The 18373-nt window shown below is 59.4% G+C and carries 12 protein-coding genes and 3 tRNA genes; 10 read left to right on the top strand and 5 right to left on the bottom strand.

The genetic code is table 11. The features are described 5' to 3' along the window. Positions 1-149: 149 nt before the first annotated feature. Positions 150-222, bottom strand: a tRNA-Arg gene (locus AUR65_RS18840). Between the two features lie 230 nt (positions 223-452). Here AUR65_RS18840 and AUR65_RS18835 point away from each other — a divergent pair. From AUR65_RS18835 to AUR65_RS18820, 4 genes are all read left to right on the top strand, one after another. Beyond that, positions 453-953: a hypothetical protein gene (locus AUR65_RS18835; protein ID WP_058568634.1), complete on the top strand. Its 501-nt coding sequence runs from the start codon at positions 453-455 to the stop codon at positions 951-953. A gap of 187 nt (positions 954-1140) precedes the next feature. Further along, a complete protein-coding gene (locus tag AUR65_RS18830) occupies positions 1141-2619 on the top strand; it encodes a single-stranded DNA binding protein (protein WP_058568633.1) in 1479 nt (492 codons plus the stop codon). Between the two features lie 218 nt (positions 2620-2837). Continuing rightward, positions 2838-3269, top strand: a complete 432-nt coding sequence (locus AUR65_RS18825; protein WP_058568632.1) for a histone — start codon at positions 2838-2840, stop codon at positions 3267-3269. Continuing rightward, positions 3269-4282 (top strand): histone deacetylase family protein, encoded by a 1014-nt coding sequence (locus tag AUR65_RS18820; protein ID WP_058568631.1) that lies wholly within the window; start codon positions 3269-3271, stop codon positions 4280-4282. Before AUR65_RS18825 ends, AUR65_RS18820 begins: the two co-directional genes overlap by 1 nt. Here AUR65_RS18820 and cca read toward each other — a convergent pair. Next, a complete protein-coding gene (cca, locus tag AUR65_RS18815) occupies positions 4261-5646 on the bottom strand; it encodes a CCA tRNA nucleotidyltransferase (protein WP_058568630.1) in 1386 nt (461 codons plus the stop codon). The genes AUR65_RS18820 and cca overlap by 22 nt on opposite strands. 136 nt (positions 5647-5782) lie before the next feature. Here cca and AUR65_RS18810 point away from each other — a divergent pair. From AUR65_RS18810 to AUR65_RS18800, 3 genes are all read left to right on the top strand, one after another. Further along, positions 5783-5855 (top strand) — tRNA-Asn (locus AUR65_RS18810). Positions 5856-5952: 97 nt separating this feature from the next. Then, positions 5953-6027: transfer RNA gene (locus AUR65_RS18805), tRNA-Ile, on the top strand. Positions 6028-6158: 131 nt separating this feature from the next. Beyond that, positions 6159-6989 carry a tyrosine-type recombinase/integrase gene (locus AUR65_RS18800; RefSeq protein ID WP_058568629.1) on the top strand — a complete coding sequence of 277 codons (831 nt, stop codon included), beginning with the start codon at positions 6159-6161 and terminating at the stop codon, positions 6987-6989. Here the strand turns inward: AUR65_RS18800 and AUR65_RS19645 are convergent, their stop codons facing one another. Continuing rightward, a complete protein-coding gene (locus AUR65_RS19645; protein WP_146047451.1) occupies positions 6990-7541 on the bottom strand; it encodes a hypothetical protein in 552 nt (183 codons plus the stop codon). 467 nt (positions 7542-8008) lie between these two features. Between AUR65_RS19645 and AUR65_RS18795 the strand changes: the two genes are divergently transcribed. The 3 genes from AUR65_RS18795 to AUR65_RS18785 all read left to right on the top strand — a co-directional run bounded on the left by AUR65_RS18795 (position 8009) and on the right by AUR65_RS18785 (position 10801). Then, positions 8009-8896, top strand: coding sequence for a tyrosine-type recombinase/integrase (locus tag AUR65_RS18795; protein ID WP_058568628.1), 888 nt, complete (start codon positions 8009-8011; stop codon positions 8894-8896). Between the two features lie 331 nt (positions 8897-9227). Continuing rightward, complete coding sequence (locus AUR65_RS19640) at positions 9228-9755, top strand: helix-turn-helix domain-containing protein (RefSeq protein ID WP_146047450.1); 528 nt, start codon at positions 9228-9230, stop codon at positions 9753-9755. Then, positions 9752-10801, top strand: coding sequence for a tyrosine-type recombinase/integrase (locus AUR65_RS18785; protein ID WP_058568626.1), 1050 nt, complete (start codon positions 9752-9754; stop codon positions 10799-10801). Before AUR65_RS19640 ends, AUR65_RS18785 begins: the two co-directional genes overlap by 4 nt. Before the next feature lie 729 nt (positions 10802-11530). Here the strand turns inward: AUR65_RS18785 and AUR65_RS18780 are convergent. Beyond that, a complete protein-coding gene (locus tag AUR65_RS18780) occupies positions 11531-15454 on the bottom strand; it encodes a helicase-related protein (RefSeq protein WP_058568625.1) in 3924 nt (1307 codons plus the stop codon). Between the two features lie 21 nt (positions 15455-15475). Further along, positions 15476-18370, bottom strand: a complete 2895-nt coding sequence (locus AUR65_RS18775; RefSeq protein WP_084816535.1) for a DUF1156 domain-containing protein — start codon at positions 18368-18370, stop codon at positions 15476-15478. Positions 18371-18373: the final 3 nt, after the last annotated feature.

Here is an 18373-nt window from a genome sequence, read left to right as displayed (position 1 = left end):
CTCTCGAAGGTCGGTCCCAGAGAGAAACGTCCTGACGGAGATTTGAACTCACTCGCTCCCTGCGGTCGCTCCCTGTTCAAATCTCCGAGACGGAGTTTCAACGAGGAACGGACTCCTCGCTTCGCTCGTCGTGTAGTTCTAGAGAGAAACGTCCTGACGGAGATTTGAACTCCGGTCCCTGGCTCCGCAAGCCAGGAGGATAGTCCACTACCCTATCAGGACTGTCTTGCTGCATTCTTCGGTACTCGACGGTTACTTAAGACGGTTACGATGTGAACTCCCAATGAACCGCGGGACCACGGCACGAGGCGGGCGTCGAACTCCGGTCGCGCGCACCGACCCCAGCGCTACCGAACTGTCGTCTCTCGCGCTGATTTCCGCCGCCCCTGCCGCCTCGACGACCGCGTGTGCCGCACGCAAGGACTTTTTCGCCGGCGGGCCTAGCTCCGGACGTGAATCGACGCGCGCTCCTCCTCGGAACCGCCGGACTGTGCGCCTCGCTCGCGGGGTGCGCGAGCGGCGACGACGCGGCGGAGCAGTCGTCCGCGACCACCGAGACTGAGACCGCGTCGGCGACGCCGACGGAGACGCCCCGCCGTCCGCGACTCGTCGGGCGGTCGTTCACGCCCGTCCGCGCCGACGCGTGCCCGGCGAACGGGGCGCTCGCGACCGAGACCGAGACCGGCGTCTCCGCCGTCGGGTGCGTCTCGGGGGCGACCGAGTGTTCCATCGCCCGACTCGCGCGGGCCGACTACGACGCGGAGTCGGACACGGCCACGCTCGTCGTCGAGGCCGTCGAGCGGGCCGACACGAAGAACTGCGCCGAATCGCCGGTCGCCCGCGGCTACGAGGCGACGCTCCGGTTCGAGAGCGGGCTTCCCGGCCGGGCGGTCGTCGTCCACGACGACGCGAACGGTCGCCGGGAGGTCGCCCGCATCGACGTGGACGCCTGACGGTCCGAAGGTTCAAATTCGAGGCCGCGGCCACCCCCGCTATGTCGCTCGATTCGCGCGGTCGGTTCGGCGGTCCAATCCGGAGGAAAACAACGCTTAAGCGCCACCCTTCCCTGTTCGTCCATAGTATGAGTACGACGTTTGGTCTGCCGCGACGCGTGCGCTTCGTTCCTGGAGGTGACGCCTGATGGGCGTCATTCGGGAGGTCTACGACGACCTCGACACCGATGTCGAGTTCGAGAAGTTCGAAGCGGCGGTCAACGACAAGGTCGAACAGATGGGCGGCCTCGCCGACGAGGAGACGGCGGCGATGCTCATCGCCCACGAACTGCGCGACGAGGAGGTCAACGGCATCGCCGACATCGAACCCGGCATGGAGGACGTGAAGTTCCTCGCCAAGGTCGTCAGCATCGGCGAGGTTCGGACGTTCGAACGCGACGGCGAGGACGAAGACGGGCGGGTCGTCAACATCGAGGTCGCCGACGAGACCGGCCGCATCCGCGTCTCGCTGTGGGACGAGATGGCCGCCGGCGCGAAGGAGAACCTCGAAGTCGGCACCGTCCTCCGCATCGGCGGTCGTCCGAAAGACGGCTACAACGGCGTCGAAGTCAGCGCGAGCAAGGTCGAAGAGGACCTCGACGCCGAGGTCGACGTGCAGGTGCTCGACACCTACCGCGTCGAGGACCTCGCGCTCGGCCTCTCCGACGTGAACCTCGAAGGCAAGATTCTGGACACCGGGACCGTCCGGACGTTCGACCGCAACGACGGCACCGAGGGCCGCGTCTCGAACCTCTCGGTCGGCGACCCGACCGGTCGCGTCCGCGTCACGCTCTGGGACGAGCGGGCGGACCTCGCCGAGGAACTCGAAACCGGCCAGTCGGTCGAAGTCGTCGACGGCTACGTCCGCGAGCGCGACGGCTCGCTCGAACTCCACGTCGGCTCCCGCGGCGCGGTCGAAGTCATCGACGAGGATATCGAGTACGTCCCCGAGACGACCGATATCGAGTCGCTCGAACTCGGCCAGACGGTGGACATCGCCGGTGGCGTCATCGAGGCCGACGGCAAGCGCACCTTCGACCGCGACGACGGCTCCGAGGGGCAGGTCCGAAACATCCGCGTCAAGGACGGCACCGGCGACATCCGGGTCGCACTCTGGGGCGAGAAAGCCGACGCCGACGTCGACCTCGCGGACTACGTCGTCATCACCGACGTGGAGATAAAAGACGGCTGGCAGGAAGACCTCGAAGCCTCCGCCGGCTGGCGGTCGTCGGTCACCGTGATGGACGAAGCCCCCGAGGGCGCGGCCGGCACCGACGCCGGCGATTCGGCACCCAGTCCGCCGAGCGACCAGGGCCTCGGCGCGTTCTCCGGCGGCGGGTCGTCCGGTTCGTCCGGGTCATCCGGGTCGTCCGACGACACGTCCGCCGCGAACGGCGGGTCCTCGTCGGACGCGACCACGACCGAGTCCGCGGGCGAGGCGGTCGAGTTCACCGGGACGGTCGTACAGGCCGGGACCCCGGTCATCCTCGACGACGGCACGCAGACGAAGACCGTCGACACCGACGCAGACCTCGGTCTCGGCGACGAGGTAACGGTCTCCGGCACGGAGACCGACGGCCGCATCAGCGCCGAAGCGGTCGAAGTTCACACCGGCGCACAGCGGTAACGACGACGCGACGACGCGACGGAGCGACGACGCGACAAAACGACTGCCGGTCGCCCACCGCCCCGTCCTCGTCGGGCTATCGAACCCGACTCATCGTTCGTCCGGTTTCGGCGGGCTCTGAGAGCGAAATCCGACCGCTCGGGAGCCCTGCGTGCGATAAAATACAGAAGGGGCCGCGACGGAAAGGATTATACGCCGCACGGACCCGATATGTGGGTATGAGTGTCGAGCTACCGTTCGCCCCGGTAGACGCGATTATCCGGCAGAACGCAGGTGAGTTGCGAGTGAGCGCCGGCGCCGCCGAGGCGCTCGCCCGCCGGATTCAGGACCACGGCGCCGAGCTCGCGATAGACGCCGCCGACCGGGCGACGGCGGACGGTCGCAAGACGTTGATGGCCGAGGACTTCGGCGTCCAGCAGGTCGTCGACCGCGACGAACTCTTCCTCCCTATCGCCCCCATCGACCGCATCGCCCGCCTCCGAATCGACGACCGCTACCGCGTCGCGATGGACGCTCGAATCGCCCTGGCCGATATCCTCGAAGACTACGCCGTCAACGTGGCGAGCGCCGCCGTCAAACTCGCCCACCACGCCGACCGGCGGACGGTCCAATCCGAGGATATCGAGACCTACTTCTCCCTCTTCGAATAATGCAATTCGGCTACAGCGAAACGTGTCTCGACCACGACACCGGGCCGCGACACCCCGAGACGGCCGACCGCCTCCGCGCGATTCGGCGCGGCTTGGCGAAGCGCCACGGCGTCGAGTACGTCGATGCGCCCCCCGCCGAGAAATCGACCGTTGCGGCCGTCCACGAAGACGGCTACGTCGACGAGTTCCACGACTTCTGCCGCGACGGCGGCGGTAACTGGGACCCCGACACCGTCGCCGTCGAGGCGTCGTGGGACGCCGCGCTCACCTCCGCCGGCCTCGCGGAGTGGGCCGCCCGCGCCGCGCTCGACGGCGACGACGGCCGCGACACGCCGTTCTCGCTCGGTCGCCCGCCGGGCCACCACGCCGTCGAGGACGACGCCATGGGCTTTTGCTTCTTCAACAACGCCGCCGTCGCCGCGCAGGCGGTCATCGACGACGGCCTCGCCGAGCGCGTCGCCATCTTCGATTGGGACGTCCACCACGGCAACGGCACGCAGGACATCTTCTACGACCGCGGCGACGTGTTCTACACGTCCATCCACGAGGACGGCCTCTACCCCGGCACGGGCGAGGTCGAAGAGACCGGCGAGGGCGACGGCGAGGGGACCACTCTCAACGTCCCGCTCCACGCCGGCGCGGGCGACGCCGACTACGTCTACTCGTTCGACGAGGCCATCGCGCCCGCCGTCGAGCGGTTCGACCCCGACCTGTTCATCGTGAGCGCCGGCTTCGACGCCCACCGCCACGACCCCATCTCGCGGATGCGCGTCTCGACCGAGGGGTACGCGATGCTCACCGAGTGCGTCCAGGACCTCTGTGAGGCGACCGACGCCGCCATCTCCTTCGTCCTCGAAGGCGGCTACGGCCTCGACACGCTCTCCGAGGGCGTCGCGACCGTCCACGAGACGTTCGACGGCCGCATCGCGATGGACCCCGACGAAGACCCCGACGAGAAGAACGTCGAACTAGTCGACGAGGTGCGCGCCGCTCACGGTCTCGGCGCGAAGTAGCGACCCAACTCGGCGCCGAACGACTCGGCGAGCGCGGCCACGTCGTCGCCGACGAGCACGTCGTAGCCGTCCGTTTTGAGCGTCGATTCCACGTGTTTTCCGAGCGCCACGTCGAACAGCGCGTCGCTTTCGAGGAAGCCGGTCGCCGAGGTGAACTCCCGTTCGCGCTCGACCACGTAACGGTCGCCGTCGAGGAACGGTCCGTAGTGGTCGTCGCCGTCCTCGTACGCGCCGTAGAACCCCTCGGCGTGCTGGCGGACGTGGACCGGCGGCCCCTCGTGGCGCTCGACCGCCGGACGCTCGGCCACCGAGAGTTCGGCGAAGAGGACCGCCTCGCCCTGCCCCTCGCCGTCGGTCTCGGTGTCGGCGAACGTCGCGCGCCGGAACACGTCGAAGCCGCGTCTATCGAGGCCGTCGGCGACGCCGGTCAGCGACTTTCTCAGCTGTGGGTAGAGCTGGTCGTCCACGAGGTCCGGGCAGTCGAAGACGACGGCAACGGCCGTGGTCCCGCGTCGATCGAGGTGGCTCCGAACGCCGTCGGCGTCGAGCGCCGGTGGGTCAGGCCGGAAAAAGAGCGATTCGCGCGGGTCAGCGAGCAGGTCGCGAGCGTAGTGCTGGAGGCGGGCGACGTTCTCAGCCGAGCAGACCGCGGCGACGTTCCGCTCGGGGTCGGTCGGGTCGATGACGACGAGCGGGTCCGAAAAGCTCCGTGTCCCGTGGTCCTCCGGGTCGAACTCGACCTGCGGGCTCCAGTCGGCGGCCGCCCGGAGCAACGATTCGAAGCCGCCGTGTTCGACGACGAGGAGTTCGGCGAGATAGCCCGAGAAGCCCTCGGTTCGGAGGTCGCTCCCGTACGCACCGATACCCTTCAGAAATCGCTTGAAGACGCGCACGTCGGCCGCGAGGTCGTCGTCGAGGCGCTCGGTCAGGTAGGCGTTGTGAAACGGCGTCCGGTCGACCGCCGAGCGGATGTCCGAGGCGGTGGGCACGTCGTAACAGGGAACGAGGTCCACGTCGAAGCCGTCGTAGTCGCCTTTCACGTAGGGGTGTTCGGCGTACTCCTCGTGGCCGTCGGGGAGGACGGCGTGGCCGACTTCGAGGCCGTACGTCTCGAGTTCCTCGCGGTCGAGGTCGGCGGGAAAGCGCACGAACAGGTCGATGTCGCGGTCGCCCGAGAGCCACGTGCCGCGGGCGGTGCTGCCGACTTGGAGCGCGTCGGCGTCCACCGGCAGGTCCGCGAGGGCGTCGTGGACGCGGGATTCGAGGGCCGCCGCGGCCGCCGCGAGCGCCCGACGCTCCGCCTCGTCGGGGTCGATGCGCTCGCGGACCGCGGCGACGACCGCGTCGAGGTCCGAGTTCGTCATGCCCGCTGGTTTCCCGCGGGCGGGCGAAAGCGTGACGGTGCTCCCCCGACCGCGTCAGGCGGTGGCATCCGCCAGCCGTCGGTTAAAAACGAAAGCCCTATCAAGAAACATCGAATACGAGAGAGTGCAGACGAAAGCCGCCGTAGCTCAGTTGGTAGAGCACCTCGCTGTTAACGAGGTTGTCCCAGGTTCGAGTCCTGGCGGTGGCGCTTCTCCGTTTCTCACGCCGACGAGCGTCTCGTCTCCGATTCGTCGGCGACAGCTTCTGATAAGACATAAGAGGGACGACGGGAAAGAATCGACCGAGGGCCCTTAGCTCAGTCTGGTCAGAGCGCTCGGCTCATAACCGAGTGGTCATGGGTTCGAACCCCATAGGGCCCATCGAGGCTTCTTCACGATCCGGTAGAGGTGCGATAGTCGTCTCTCGTGCAGTAACTACTGGTTTGGGTCCGTCCGGACCGGACCACAAGGCATCGAGCCGGGCTTTCTTGGCGACCACTAGGTGAACGAAAATGTATGAGACAAAGCGAGACGACGTATTAACCGATTTTGCGCGCTATCTCAAAATCGACCAGGGACTCGGAGAAAAGACGGTGAACCAACACAAAATGATGGCTGCGGTCTTTCTGGACGCGTACCAGGACATCCGTCCCTCCCCCGACGAGGCGAAAGAGTTCCAGGAGCGCATGATGGACGACGGGTACTCTCCCAGTCACATCAACAACACGATGAAAGCGGTCACCTACTACTTCGGATTCCACGGTGAGGAAGTCGAATTCACGCGACTGAAGCGTCCGAAGAAGCTCCCTGAGACAATCTCGAAGAGTCAGGTGCGGCGTATGCTGTACACCTGCAACACGTACCGGGATTATGCGATACTCAAAACACTCGCATCAAGCGGTGTCCGGGCAACGGAGTTGTGTGATCTGAACGTTACTGACGCGGATCTTGACGAACGGGTTCTCAGGATTCAGGAAGGCAAATTCGGCAAAGGAGGTGTCGCGCGCATCTCACAGAGCTGTGCCGACTCGATCGAATCCTATCTTTCTCACCGCGCCGTCGAACATGATCCACTATTTCTCTCCCGGACGAACCAGCGCTTGACTCGTAGCGGATTACTGCAACTCGTCCGTAGGCGTGCGCGCGACGCGAACATCGAACAGCGAGTTACTGTTCACATGTTCCGACACTACTTCGCGACGAGTATGATTGAAAACGGGGCCGACATCTCCGTCGTGAAGGAACTCATGCGCCATGAGGACATCACAGCTACGATGAAATACCTGCATCTGAGCGGTAAGGCACTCGACGAGCAGTACGACCGCTACGCAGAAGACCTGTAATCAGGACTTCTTCCAGGCAACCCCGCTGTACCTGTCGCGGTCTTTTTTATGACCTGAGTAGCGAACCGTGCCGTCTTGTTTTATTTCTATGAACGATAGTCTGGAGAAACTCCCGCGGAGGAGGTCTTTCATTTCTGTGCGGCGATACTGGTAGCCTCCAGGGTACCTCGACAACACGTAATCAGTTGCAGAGTCCAGCGAGGTATTGTGTTTATTTATCACATAATAACATGCCCACTGAATCGCGATTTGGCGTAACTCACGGACAGAATCTGTCCCTGGAATGTCCAGATTCTTAATCTGGCCAACAACTTCGAGATCATTAGCTACTATGTTCTTCTCAACTTGCAATCTGTCTCGATCTGATTCCACCTCTCCATCCTCGCTCGCCGGAGGTGCTTGGGATGGGTGTTTCGGCCTCACCCACCAAATAAGACCGTTAGCACCCACCTCCTTCGAACGAATTTCGCCTTTATTCTTGAGTTCGTGTAGCAGGTCAAGTGTCCGGTCTCGTCCGACTGGGAGTCGGGAGGCTACTTCTGCTGTGGACATAACCGGATCGTCTCCGCCATCCATGACAGTCAGTACCTCATCCAATTCGACAGTTCGGCTCCGCATCACGATAGAAGCGTGATACGTAGTCACTTATTACTGACGTAGAGGACTAATTCGGGACTTGTCCTCTACGGCAAGAATCACATAAATAACACAAGGGATTCACCATGCAGAAGTTCCCCGCGTCGCGCAGAATGCCGAAAATCACGGAGATGTTTATATACAACCCTCGGACTTTGCGGTGCGTGGTCGCGAACGAAACCCGCTGACGCCCACGCCCTCACGAGCCCTCCAACGCTCGTTCACAGGAACGCAACTAACCCACGACAGAACAAACAACGCATGAAATCCGACCTAATACAAGCAACAGAATCGACGAATTGTCCTGCTACACCATTAGTCGGGCACCAAGTACGAGCCTCCCGACGCGGGAGCACCGCATCCACAACTCGGAGGGTGGGACAATGAGTACGACATCCCACGGCACCGAACCGAACGTCGATAAGACAGAGCTCCAAGAGCTGATGAACGAGTTCGAGACGTTCCTCCGCATCAAGAAGGGGTTCACGCAGAAGACTACGCGTGCGCACGTGACGATGGCGCGAGTCTTTCTCGAAGACGTCGGTACGACGTCACCTACCGACGCCGACGTTATGGAGTTTCGCGCTCAGATGATCGACGACGACTACTCTAATAGTCACATCAACAACACCCAGAAAGCGATTGAATACTACTTCGAGTTCGCAGATATAGACGAGCTCGGAGAGTATTCGTTGCTCCCTCGAAAGCGGAAGAAAGCGAACCCGTACACCGAGGAAGAACTGAGTCAGATTCTCAATCACGCGAATACGCTCAGAGACCAGGCTATCGTACTCTTCCTCGCCTCTTCGGGTGCGCGAAATTCGTCCGCCCGCAGACTCCAGTTCAAGGACATCGACCTCGAAGCTCGGACCGCCCATTTCGAGGAGGCCAAGCAACACAACGAGTACACGGCCATATTCTCTCAGCGATGCGCCGAGGCCATACAGAAACTAAAACAGATTCGCGATCCCGAACCAGAAGATCCCGTCTTCCCCTCACGTTCTGGGGGGGTTCTCACGAAGAGTGGACTCCTTCAAGTCATCCAGCGACTCGGTGAGAGAGCGGGAGTAGACAACGTGAACGTCCATCGGTTCCGTGCGACATTCGCGAATCGCCTCCGACGGAACGGGGCGGACATCTACCGTATCAAGGAACTAATGGGGCACCGTGACACTCGGTCCACGCTCGGTTATCTAGAAATGGACGCCGAGGAACTTCGGAGCGAGCACGACGCCCTCCTTGACGGCATCAATCCCGACGAACTGCTGTAATGATTCCAAAACCAGAAACACACCTATCGAAGCCACCACCATCCACGGTGCATCTCTAACCAGCCAAGATGGCACGTCCCCTGCTCGCCAATAGTGAACCGGCAGTGACGGGGTCGACGTCCTGAGGAGCGTACCGTCACGGCGGTCCCCTCTGAACGCCCTCCAACCCTCTCGGTCCGGACTCATAGACGAGAGTCTGTCGATCGGTTTGGGGCCAAATCAGCGCCGCCTGAAGCAAACCACCAACCAAACACATGCACACAAACGCAACCGACCGAATCAGCGACAACCCCCTGAGAGGCCAGCGACCGCTCAGGGCGAAGAACAAGCAATGAAGGAAGATAACGACCGAGACGACGGAGTCGAAGACGAAAGTCAGAATTCCGAATCTGAATTCGTCCGGACCCGGGTTTGTCTCACTAATCGGCACAAAGAAAAGCTCGAAGAATGCGCCGACGAGCATCATGCTGGAAACCTGTCGATGTGTATGCGAAGCGCAATCGACGACCACGCACGTGTGCTTAACGGACAGCACGCGATCAACGTTGATCGGGTCAAACAAATCGCGAACAGTCTCCACGAAGAGGTCGATGAGCTCTCTTCGCAATTGGACGACCTCAACATCCAGGAAAACACCAACGAGGAGAGTGACTCGGAGCATCACGCACCAATCAACGACGTCCATCAGGCCCTGATCGAGGAGCGGGATCAAGCACGTCCTTCTGATCTCGCTGAAACGCTCGACATCTCGAGGCAGAGCGCACTTCTAGCTGCGGAGAAGCTCGTGGATAGAGGTGTAGTCGCTCGCCAACCTGCACAGGAACCGAAGTACGCGATCGAGACTGCTAACGAATCATGACGGGATACGACCCTTACGACCATCCTGACCAAGTCGAAGAACGACAGCTAAACGAATGGGGGGTGACGGACCCCCAGGTCCGTGAATATCTCCTGAAAGAAAGCGGAATCAAACTCGCCCCATCGACCACTCGGAGACGAGCCTGCACCCTCCGGCTGTTTACAGCCTTCCTCGACGAGCAGGGAACCTCCGTCATCGGGGCCGAGAAGCAGGACATTATCGATTACCTTGCGTCGTGCTCTGTCAAAGGTAATCGAATGGAGACGGTGCGGAACAAGAGAAGCGCAGTGAAAGCGCTTTACAAGTTCCTTCATGCGCACTCTGACCGAGCGGATGAGCTCAAGATCAAGCCGGAATTCGTCGGGGATATCCCGATTAGAGGGTTCCGGTACAAGACCCGGGAGTCAATGAACCGGGTCCCCCTGACGGAAGACGAACTGAACAAGCTGTACGACGCGATAGAAACGCACCGGAACCAGCTGATCGTGACAATCGGAGCAGAAACCGGCCTGCGAAACGCAGAAATCCGGGAGTTAAAAATCAGTGACGTCGACCTTGACGAACTGACACTCCACGTGAGAGATGGAAAGGGAGGGAAGTCGCACACGGTCGCAATCAGCGAAGCGCTCGCAGTGAACATCCGGCAATGGATCGAACTGGAGCGTAGCGCACGGCCCGGAGCAGAAGAGTGCGACTATCTCTTCATCAGCGAGAACGGGGGAGGAAAGATCGAAACGAACGAGGGACTGAGTAGATTCCTCAAAGATGCCGCCGAAGAAGCGGGGATTCAGGATACGCTCGGTGAGATCTACCTGACCGAGCGACAAAAGGAAGTGATGAACACCGACAACGACACCAAGGTCATGCACAAGGTCACTGCTCACGCTCTCCGGCACACGTTCAACCACAAAATGAAGAAGAGCGGACTCTCGCTGGAGACGCGTAGCAAGGCGATGAACCACAGTCACCCCAGCGTCACGAAGGACAACTATGATCACGATGAGGAGAATTACAACGACCTCATCCGTGATCTCATAGGTAGGTAGCGCTCCTCTACGTCGACGCATACTATTTGAACCGCTGCTTTTTCAGCATCAGTCGTCGTTTATCCGCCTATATCATACCAGACGCCATTCTTTAAGCTCTGTTAAAATACCCTTGCCATCCTGCGGTTTCGTATAGCGGCTAATTTCTGCTGCATTCATCATGGGTGTCTTAGTGAACACCTCTGCTGGCTGTCAGTGAAGGAGTATTTTGACATAACAAATACCTATCAATAATTAGCCGCTGGAGGGGTTATCTTGCCTCGGTGGCCACGGAGTGGCCATCTCAGATGGTAGAACATATTAACTACGAATCACAGTGGCCACTCCGTGGCCATTGAGTATGGTGGTCATCTGAGTTGAACACATACTGAATAGCCTATTTGTTGACTACTCACAAGTTCGGTGTATGAGAGTGACTACAAACGAAATTAGTGGAGATCCCGTGATTGAACGAAGAGCGGCTGTCTGCTGAACCTCAATACTGCACCCACGACCGACGAGTGGCGAGAAATTGACAAGAGCAAGCGAAACCCCGGTGTGAGAACGATACGCATCGCTCCCGAATCAGTGACACACGTAGAATGGTACACGCGTCAACCCGGCGGGTCGAAACCACTCTCGCCGAACAGCATCACAATCGACAGTAGGAGGTAGTCCGACAATTCCATTCCGGTAAACAAGGTTCTCTAATTCCAATCCTCAAGCAGACCCGGAGTATAGAGATTGGTTTTACGACTTGATTCGATTTCTCACGAATTGCTCACACCACTCTGCAAGTTCGTCACTACCCGCATCGAGTTCGATGAGTTCACCAGAGTCCTCAAGAATGAGCCGCGATCCGTCGTTGGTTCTGACGCCCACGACAACCTCGTGAGAGGCGTCCCTACTACAGCACGCCTCCGAATCATCGATATTTCGCCCAACGTATATTCGGTCGACTCCGGTATCGGCCAACTCCTCCAGCACCAGTTCAACGAGCTGTGAGAAGATTGGATCGCCTGGGAGCAAAAACCGGAGTGACGGGTACTCGTCTACGCATTCACCCGTGAAAGTGACTGCAACCGAGTTCTCACCATCACAGAGCCCAGCAGCAACCGTACCGGGTTCCGGTGGATGTCTGACCTCGACTTCATTAGGGAGTGAGAGACGATAGATAGAGTCCGCCAAACCACGGCGTAAATTCGCGTCGGCGTCGTCGAGATCAGTGACGGAGACCAACTCACACTCGTCGATATGCTCGGCGACAGCGCCCGTGAAGAACGCCTCTACGGCGTTACTGGTGAACGGGACGTTCTCGTGTTCGGCTTCCCCGACAGCGTCGACATCTGGATGTCTGAACGACTCCCACGCTTCAAGACGGGCGTTCTTCAGGACTTCCTCGGTTTCAGTCGTCTCAACACCAGTCAGTGCGTCCTCGACTTCCACGGTGTCGTCAGTGTCCGCGTCTGCCATCTGCGCGGATAGCGATTCAGCCGCGGACGTGTCGCCTTCCAACGTTGCCGACTTGATGCTCTTACTAACCCCTGCGAGAATCGGCTGTAAGTCACCGACTACGTCTTCAAACATCCCGATGCGCTCGTCCAGGGCATCGTAGATGTCGTTCTCGATCGTCTCCTCATAGACGTAGTGGTAGATGGTAATTTCGGAGTGCTCTTGCCCGATTCGGTCAACCCGACCAATCCGCTGTTCGACCTTCATTGGGTTCCATGGTAGGTCGTAATTGATGACGGCACCGCATTCTTGCAAATTCAGTCCTTCACTAGCCGCTTCTGTCCCGACTAGTACGTCAACGCCGTCCTCTTCGGCTGCAAATGCGCGCTTGACCTCCTCTTTACTAACCCCGTACCACTCATCAGTGTCAGCATCGTACATCTCCCCACCCCGGCCGGAGTACGTCGCGACGTTTTCGCCGTGGGTCTGCTTGAGGTGGTTCCGCACGTAGTCGAGCGTGTCCGTGTACTGAGTAAACACTAAAACTCGGTCGTGGCCCTGCTCGTCGAGCTCAAGCAGGTCGCTCCGTAACTGCTCAATCTTCGGATCACGACCAATCTTCCGCACGTCCTCAATGAACGAGCGTAGTTCCTCGATCTCCTCGTTAAGGAATCGAAGGCCTTCTTCAGACCCTCCGGGCACTACTTCGGCAATATCAACACCGAGGACACTCTCTCCACCGTCTTCCAATTCAGCAAGTTCCAGCTGCTCCTGTTCAGAGAACCCGGACAGGTTCTCTGCGGCTGTTCGCGACTTGCCCTCACCAAGCCCGGAGTGTTGTTCGACAACTTGCCGCTGAGTTTCTAGCTTCTCTAACCGCCTCTCCAGACTCTTCTGAATCGCAGCCACGCTACTGGTGAGGCGCTCACGATACGTTGTCATCACGAACCCGAGCGCCTGCGTCTGTTGGTCAGCAGCTTCCTGTGACTTCTTGTAGAACTTCGTGGTGTAGTCGTCGATACGCTCGTACACCGCAGACGCTTCATTGGACAGGGGGATGTCCTTTCGCTCGGGATCACGGTCGGCAACCGTCTCATCCAAGAGGCCAGCTTGGTGGTACTTTCGCAGCGTATCTCTCGTGTTCCGGTGAAGGAGTGCATTCACCGGTGTGGCCTTGGAGAATACCTGTTGCAGCACTTCCCACCCCTCAAGAGACAGTTCTTCAATCGCATGACGACGATCTTTTGAGTTCACAATCCACGGCTCCTGCCGCACAGCCTCTTCGTGGTACAAGAGTTCCTTCACTTGACGATCTTCGCCGAGGAATTCGTCGAGGTTTGCCTCCTGGATTACCTCATCTACAGTATCAATGTACCCGTCGTATGCGGCACCGTATGATCGAGCCAGTTCGCACGCCGTGAGCAGTCGCTGACGCGCGATGGCTTCGTCTTCCAAGTCCAATTCCTCTCTCAGATTGAGGAATACTAACTCCGAGGTTGATGTTGATGTGTCCAACCCGGCCTGATACGAGCCGTCCAACGTCTGCTGGGTATCGATATCCTTCGTTGGAGGAGACGGACCTTCCTCACTCAAGACGGTCTTGAGGCCGCGCCGTGTTTGGAAGAATTCGGTGAATCGCTTTCGATGGTCCCACTGCGACGGCAACTCGAGTAGGGTGAGAAGATCGTACAGCTCTGAATGGTGGAGCTGCATCGGAGTTGCACTCAGCAGGTAGTAACACTGCGTGTTGGGTCTGAGATTCTCCAAGAGTCGGTAGAGACGGGTCGTTCGACGGGCATTGTGTGCCTCGTCGACGACGACACTATCCCAAACACCGTCTCTTCCAGTCTGTTCCCGGCCGCGACTGCTAGCAGGAATTGTCTTCCGAGTTCGGAGCGAGTGCTCGTCTCCAGGGGCAACTTCGTCCCAGTACCTCGGGAGGCGAGCGGTGTGCCACGACATAATGACGACTACCGGTTGATCCGACTCGCGTTGCTGTTGATGGACGAATCGCCAGATTGGACTCTCTGCCCATTCCTCTGCTTGGCGTGTTTCACTGAGGTCAAGTTCTGACGCTTCCGGTGGTGCGTGTGTTTCTCCGAAGGGGTCGGTGAAGACGTAGTCTCCACTCGTTTCACGGTCGTACCGATACGCGTAGAGATTGAACTTCTCCCAAAGTTCCTCTTGCCACTGGCGAGTCAGGCCTGCCGGGACTAAGAGAAGCGAGTTCTGAATCTCGTTGGTGTGGCCGAGTCGAGATAACGTGTAGCCAATCTCAATCGTCTTCCCGAGGCCAACCTCATCGCAGAAGAGGAACCCCTGTGGATACGTGTTAACGGCCGTATCAGAGACGACTCGCTGATGTGGCCACGGGTCGATAGTGCTGGCTTCCTTTGCGACGTGAAGGCCCTGTGGCATCATCCCTCCGTCACGGAGGATGCTCGCAGATGCGTTCACCCGTGCTTCGTCGGACAACGCGGCAAGACCGGTGTCGTCTGTCCCAGCACTCGGTGTTCCGTTCCGGAGCTGTTCGGCGATTTCTTCCGCTTCATACGCCGAGTCCGGCGATTTCCACTTGATTATTCCTTCTTTCAGTGCATCACTGAGGTCGTAGACCTTGACGTAGTCGTGTTCGTCGTTCCACAATTGTGTGAACGATTCTTTGTCCGCGTTGACGTAAGCCGCTTCTTCAGTCCGCCACGATCGGTGGACTTTGAATCGCTCGTAGTTGTGTGACCAACCGCTCTCAGTTTCGTTGATACTCCCTTCAAACGATAGGGAATTCTCGTCCTCGTCGTAGAAGATCCCCACCTTCGGGTGGAAGATACCCCAATTCCCGTGTTTAGGTTTCGCGACCCGAATCTCTAATCGGTCTTCTTGGAGTAGCCACGCGAGTAACTGGAGACGTTTGTCCAAAATTTCATTGTCTAAGTCTGTGAGGCGGTCTTTGAGTCCGTCTTCCAGCACCTCCAGTACTGGACGGTCATGTTCCTGAAGTTCGACCCCGACAATCAGGCGCATCTTCCCATCGTTCTCGATGAACGACTCAATGCCAGTCGCGGCCGTCGCGAATGCCCCGCTGTTGAAGTACCCGGCAATCCGGTCATATCGGCGGCACCGCTCCAGTGCCGGAATGTAGAACTCTTCGACGAGATAGTCAACGCTGTCGCCGGGCTGACTCTCGTAGACAGGTCGCCAGTCGTAGTGTTTCAGCGAGAGCATGGTGAAAATCGTGGGGAGTGGTTAGTTGTCGAAGTCTCCGAACGTTCCCTGCTTGTCGTCGTCATCGTCCGCGTCGTCCTCGTCGTTGAACACGTTGTTAGAGAGATCGAGTTGGAGGTATTCTCCTGTATCTCCGACTGAGAGGTCGCGAGCAATCTCCCAATCGTCGTGGTCCTTCGGGAGGACTTGGAGAAGACCGCTTAGCGTTGACTTGAACGTCTGATCGGAGTCGCAGCGCCGTTCCTTGAGCCACTCCCACGCGGCTTTCTCTCCGCTTGTGTCGTAGACGTGGAGTGCGGCGTGGACTTTATCAAGCGCGGAGCTGAACGAGAAGTCTTCGGGGTCGATGGGCTTCGAACGACTGGGCGAGCTACTGTTGATGTTCGCAACGCGGCCGTCGTGGGAACGCAGTTGAATGTCTCCTCGCTTCTTCCGCCACACCTTGGTGCTGCGTTTGATGTCGTCGATGTTGACACCTAGCCCGAGACCGAGCTGGTACCCTTCGTCGTAGGGGAACGTGTCTGCTCCGTAGATGAGCCAGGAGAGCAGATACCATTCGGTGATGCTGTCGAGGGACTCGATTTTCCCTTCGGAGAGAGTGAGGTATCTGTCGATGAGGACACGGGCGACGGCCTCACGTGCCTCCTCCAGTGCTTTTCGCGGCTTGATTTCGTTACCCTGTGGATCGACGACGGGGTAGCTGTCAGCGAAGACGCGGAGAGTCGGGCCGAATGCACTGATGATGACGTCGGTCTTGGTGAGACTCATCCCCGAGTCCAGCAAGTCGCGGGCTGCTTCCTGTGCGACCTCACGGGTGTCAGATTGGACGTCACTCCACAGCGTCGGTTCGGGGTTTTCGTCGTCCTCGTCGACTGGTTTCCGGCCGGTGAGGAGGAGCGTGCTGTCCGCAGACCCACCACCTCGTGTGTCAGTGCGCTGTGGCATCTCGCTCGTGATCGGGTGAGTGCTGGTGACGGTGAACCCCGACCGGATGAGCGCCATCGTGAGCGTGTCCCAGGCGCTTGCCTCTTTGTGAGTGAACATGACGGTCATCACTCCACCGGGTTCGAGGACGCGGTAGAGTTCACTGAAGATGTCCGCCATCTTCGATTCGTAGTCCTCTTCGGCGAGGCTCTTTTTCGACTTTGAGTTGCCTGCGACGTCTTTGAACTTCGCGACGTTCGCGACTGCTTCACTTCCCTTCTCCGAGAGTTCTCCGGCGAAAGCGAAGGGATACGTCTCGCTCAGGTACTCACGAAGCCACACGTAACACATGTCGGACAGCTCTGAATAGATGATGCTGTCGTAGTATGGCGGGTCAATGACGACTGCCTGGACCGAATCGTCCTCAACGTCGAGGTTCGCGGCATCTCCCTGGAGTACGGTCGCTCTGTCTTCACCCACTCCTTCAAGATAGCTCTGGATTTCTTCGTAGGAGTCTCGAATCCGTCTGAGAGTGTCGTTGTAACTTTGATTCCCGGCCGCGAGGTTGTTGTCGACGTATGCCCACTGGAGGGTAAAGTGCTTCCCGCCGAGTGCGTTCGCCGGATACCCCTTCCCAGTGTCTAACGGAGAGAAACGACTGTTCCGGTCTACTGCCTTGCTCGCGGTGAGCGAAAGGAGGATAAGCAGCGCCTCAACCTTCGTCTCGTCTTCATATGCGTCCCTGATCTCTTCTTCATTCTCTTTGAACGCGTTCTGGTATTCGTAGAGCGTGATGAGTTGCCGTGGAGTGAACGCGTCTCGCCACTGCGTCACTCCGTACGGGCCGGCGCGATCTTCATCGCCGATGTACCGATCAACCTGAAGCAGCGAGTGGAGGTCGATATCGGTCGAAACGCGCTCCTCGGCTTTCTTGAGTGCTTCCCGGTCGTCACTAGTGGGGGCACGCCACCCGGAGGAACCGCGTTCCTTGACGTATTTCACGCCGTAGACTTCGTACTCGAAGTCTCCCTCTGCGAGACATTCCTGTACTGCGCTATCGTCCATGACGACACCACAGCGGATGCACTCAGCACCACTGCGAGATTTGGGGCCGTCTTGCGGGTTGAATTCCGATTTTTCGACTTGGTCTGGGAGTTTAACGCACGAGTACGAGATGTCTCCTTCCTCGGAGATGTGGGGGCGAGCAGCGATGCCCTTCGACGAGGATTTCTTTTTCAGCCACCACTTCTTGACGAGGGGAATATCCGCTCCGCAATCCGGGCACGTTACCGAATACGTGCCTGCGTAGTGCGAGGGCGTCTGTCCCGGTGCTGCCGAGGGGAAGTATTCTTCGAGGTTCTCGGCTGCGGTTTCATCGATGCGATCTCCCCATTTGTTGAGTTCTTCGGAGAGCGAGCCGACAGCTGGGGCTTGTTCCAGCATGAGCTCCAGCATGAGCCATGGAATCGGGTTGAGTTCGTTCGCGACGGTGGGGAGGTCATATCGGAGTGATTCGAACGGGATGACGCCGCCGCCGGCAGTCGGGTCGAGCACTGTCGGGAGGTCACCATCCCAGAAGTCCGTAAGTCGCTCGTGGAGGTCTTCTCGCTCCTCGTCCGACGGTGAATTCCGGAACGGGCGTGGGTATCCGTAGTGCTCCCCGAGCGTCCCGTCTCGGTCACCCTCGTTCTGTTTCTTTTCTTCGACGTAGTCCGCGATGCCGGATTCAACATCGTCGGGACCGATCTGCATCCACTTGAGCAGGGTGTCAGAGTCCACACCCTCTGGGAGGACGGACGCGAGAATCGCGAGTCTGGACGCCGGGGTGGGGCGGCGAGCGAACCACGGATGGATGTACCGATGCGGCGGCATGTGCTGCGGGTTCGCCTCTTTCAGGTTCTCAATCCCGACCGTCTTCAGTGGGAGCTTCCCTTCGATTGCGAGGCGCTTGAGGTCCGATTCGTCGTCTTGGAGGGGTTGGTGGTCAGACATAGT

The sequence above is a fragment of the Haloferax marisrubri genome, from assembly GCF_001469875.2.
GTDB lineage: Archaea > Halobacteriota > Halobacteria > Halobacteriales > Haloferacaceae > Haloferax > Haloferax marisrubri.
Note: the sequence above shows the minus strand (reverse complement) of the source record. Positions and strands in the feature narration are given on the sequence as shown.

Excerpts from the sequence above, each read along its gene's own strand:
- AUR65_RS18825 (WP_058568632.1), top strand. The coding sequence starts at position 2,838 with ATGAGTGTCGAGCTACCGTTCGCCCCGGTAGACGCGATTATCCGGCAG.
- AUR65_RS18830 (WP_058568633.1), top strand. The coding sequence starts at position 1,141 with ATGGGCGTCATTCGGGAGGTCTACGACGACCTCGACACCGATGTCGAG.
- AUR65_RS18785 (WP_058568626.1), top strand. The coding sequence starts at position 9,752 with ATGACGGGATACGACCCTTACGACCATCCTGACCAAGTCGAAGAACGA.
- AUR65_RS18780 (WP_058568625.1), bottom strand. The coding sequence starts at position 15,454 with ATGCTCTCGCTGAAACACTACGACTGGCGACCTGTCTACGAGAGTCAG.
- AUR65_RS19645 (WP_146047451.1), bottom strand. The coding sequence starts at position 7,541 with ATGTCCACAGCAGAAGTAGCCTCCCGACTCCCAGTCGGACGAGACCGG.
- AUR65_RS18775 (WP_084816535.1), bottom strand. The coding sequence starts at position 18,370 with ATGTCTGACCACCAACCCCTCCAAGACGACGAATCGGACCTCAAGCGC.
- AUR65_RS18800 (WP_058568629.1), top strand. The coding sequence starts at position 6,159 with ATGTATGAGACAAAGCGAGACGACGTATTAACCGATTTTGCGCGCTAT.
- AUR65_RS19640 (WP_146047450.1), top strand. The coding sequence starts at position 9,228 with ATGAAGGAAGATAACGACCGAGACGACGGAGTCGAAGACGAAAGTCAG.
- AUR65_RS18795 (WP_058568628.1), top strand. The coding sequence starts at position 8,009 with ATGAGTACGACATCCCACGGCACCGAACCGAACGTCGATAAGACAGAG.
- cca (WP_058568630.1), bottom strand. The coding sequence starts at position 5,646 with ATGACGAACTCGGACCTCGACGCGGTCGTCGCCGCGGTCCGCGAGCGC.
- AUR65_RS18820 (WP_058568631.1), top strand. The coding sequence starts at position 3,269 with ATGCAATTCGGCTACAGCGAAACGTGTCTCGACCACGACACCGGGCCG.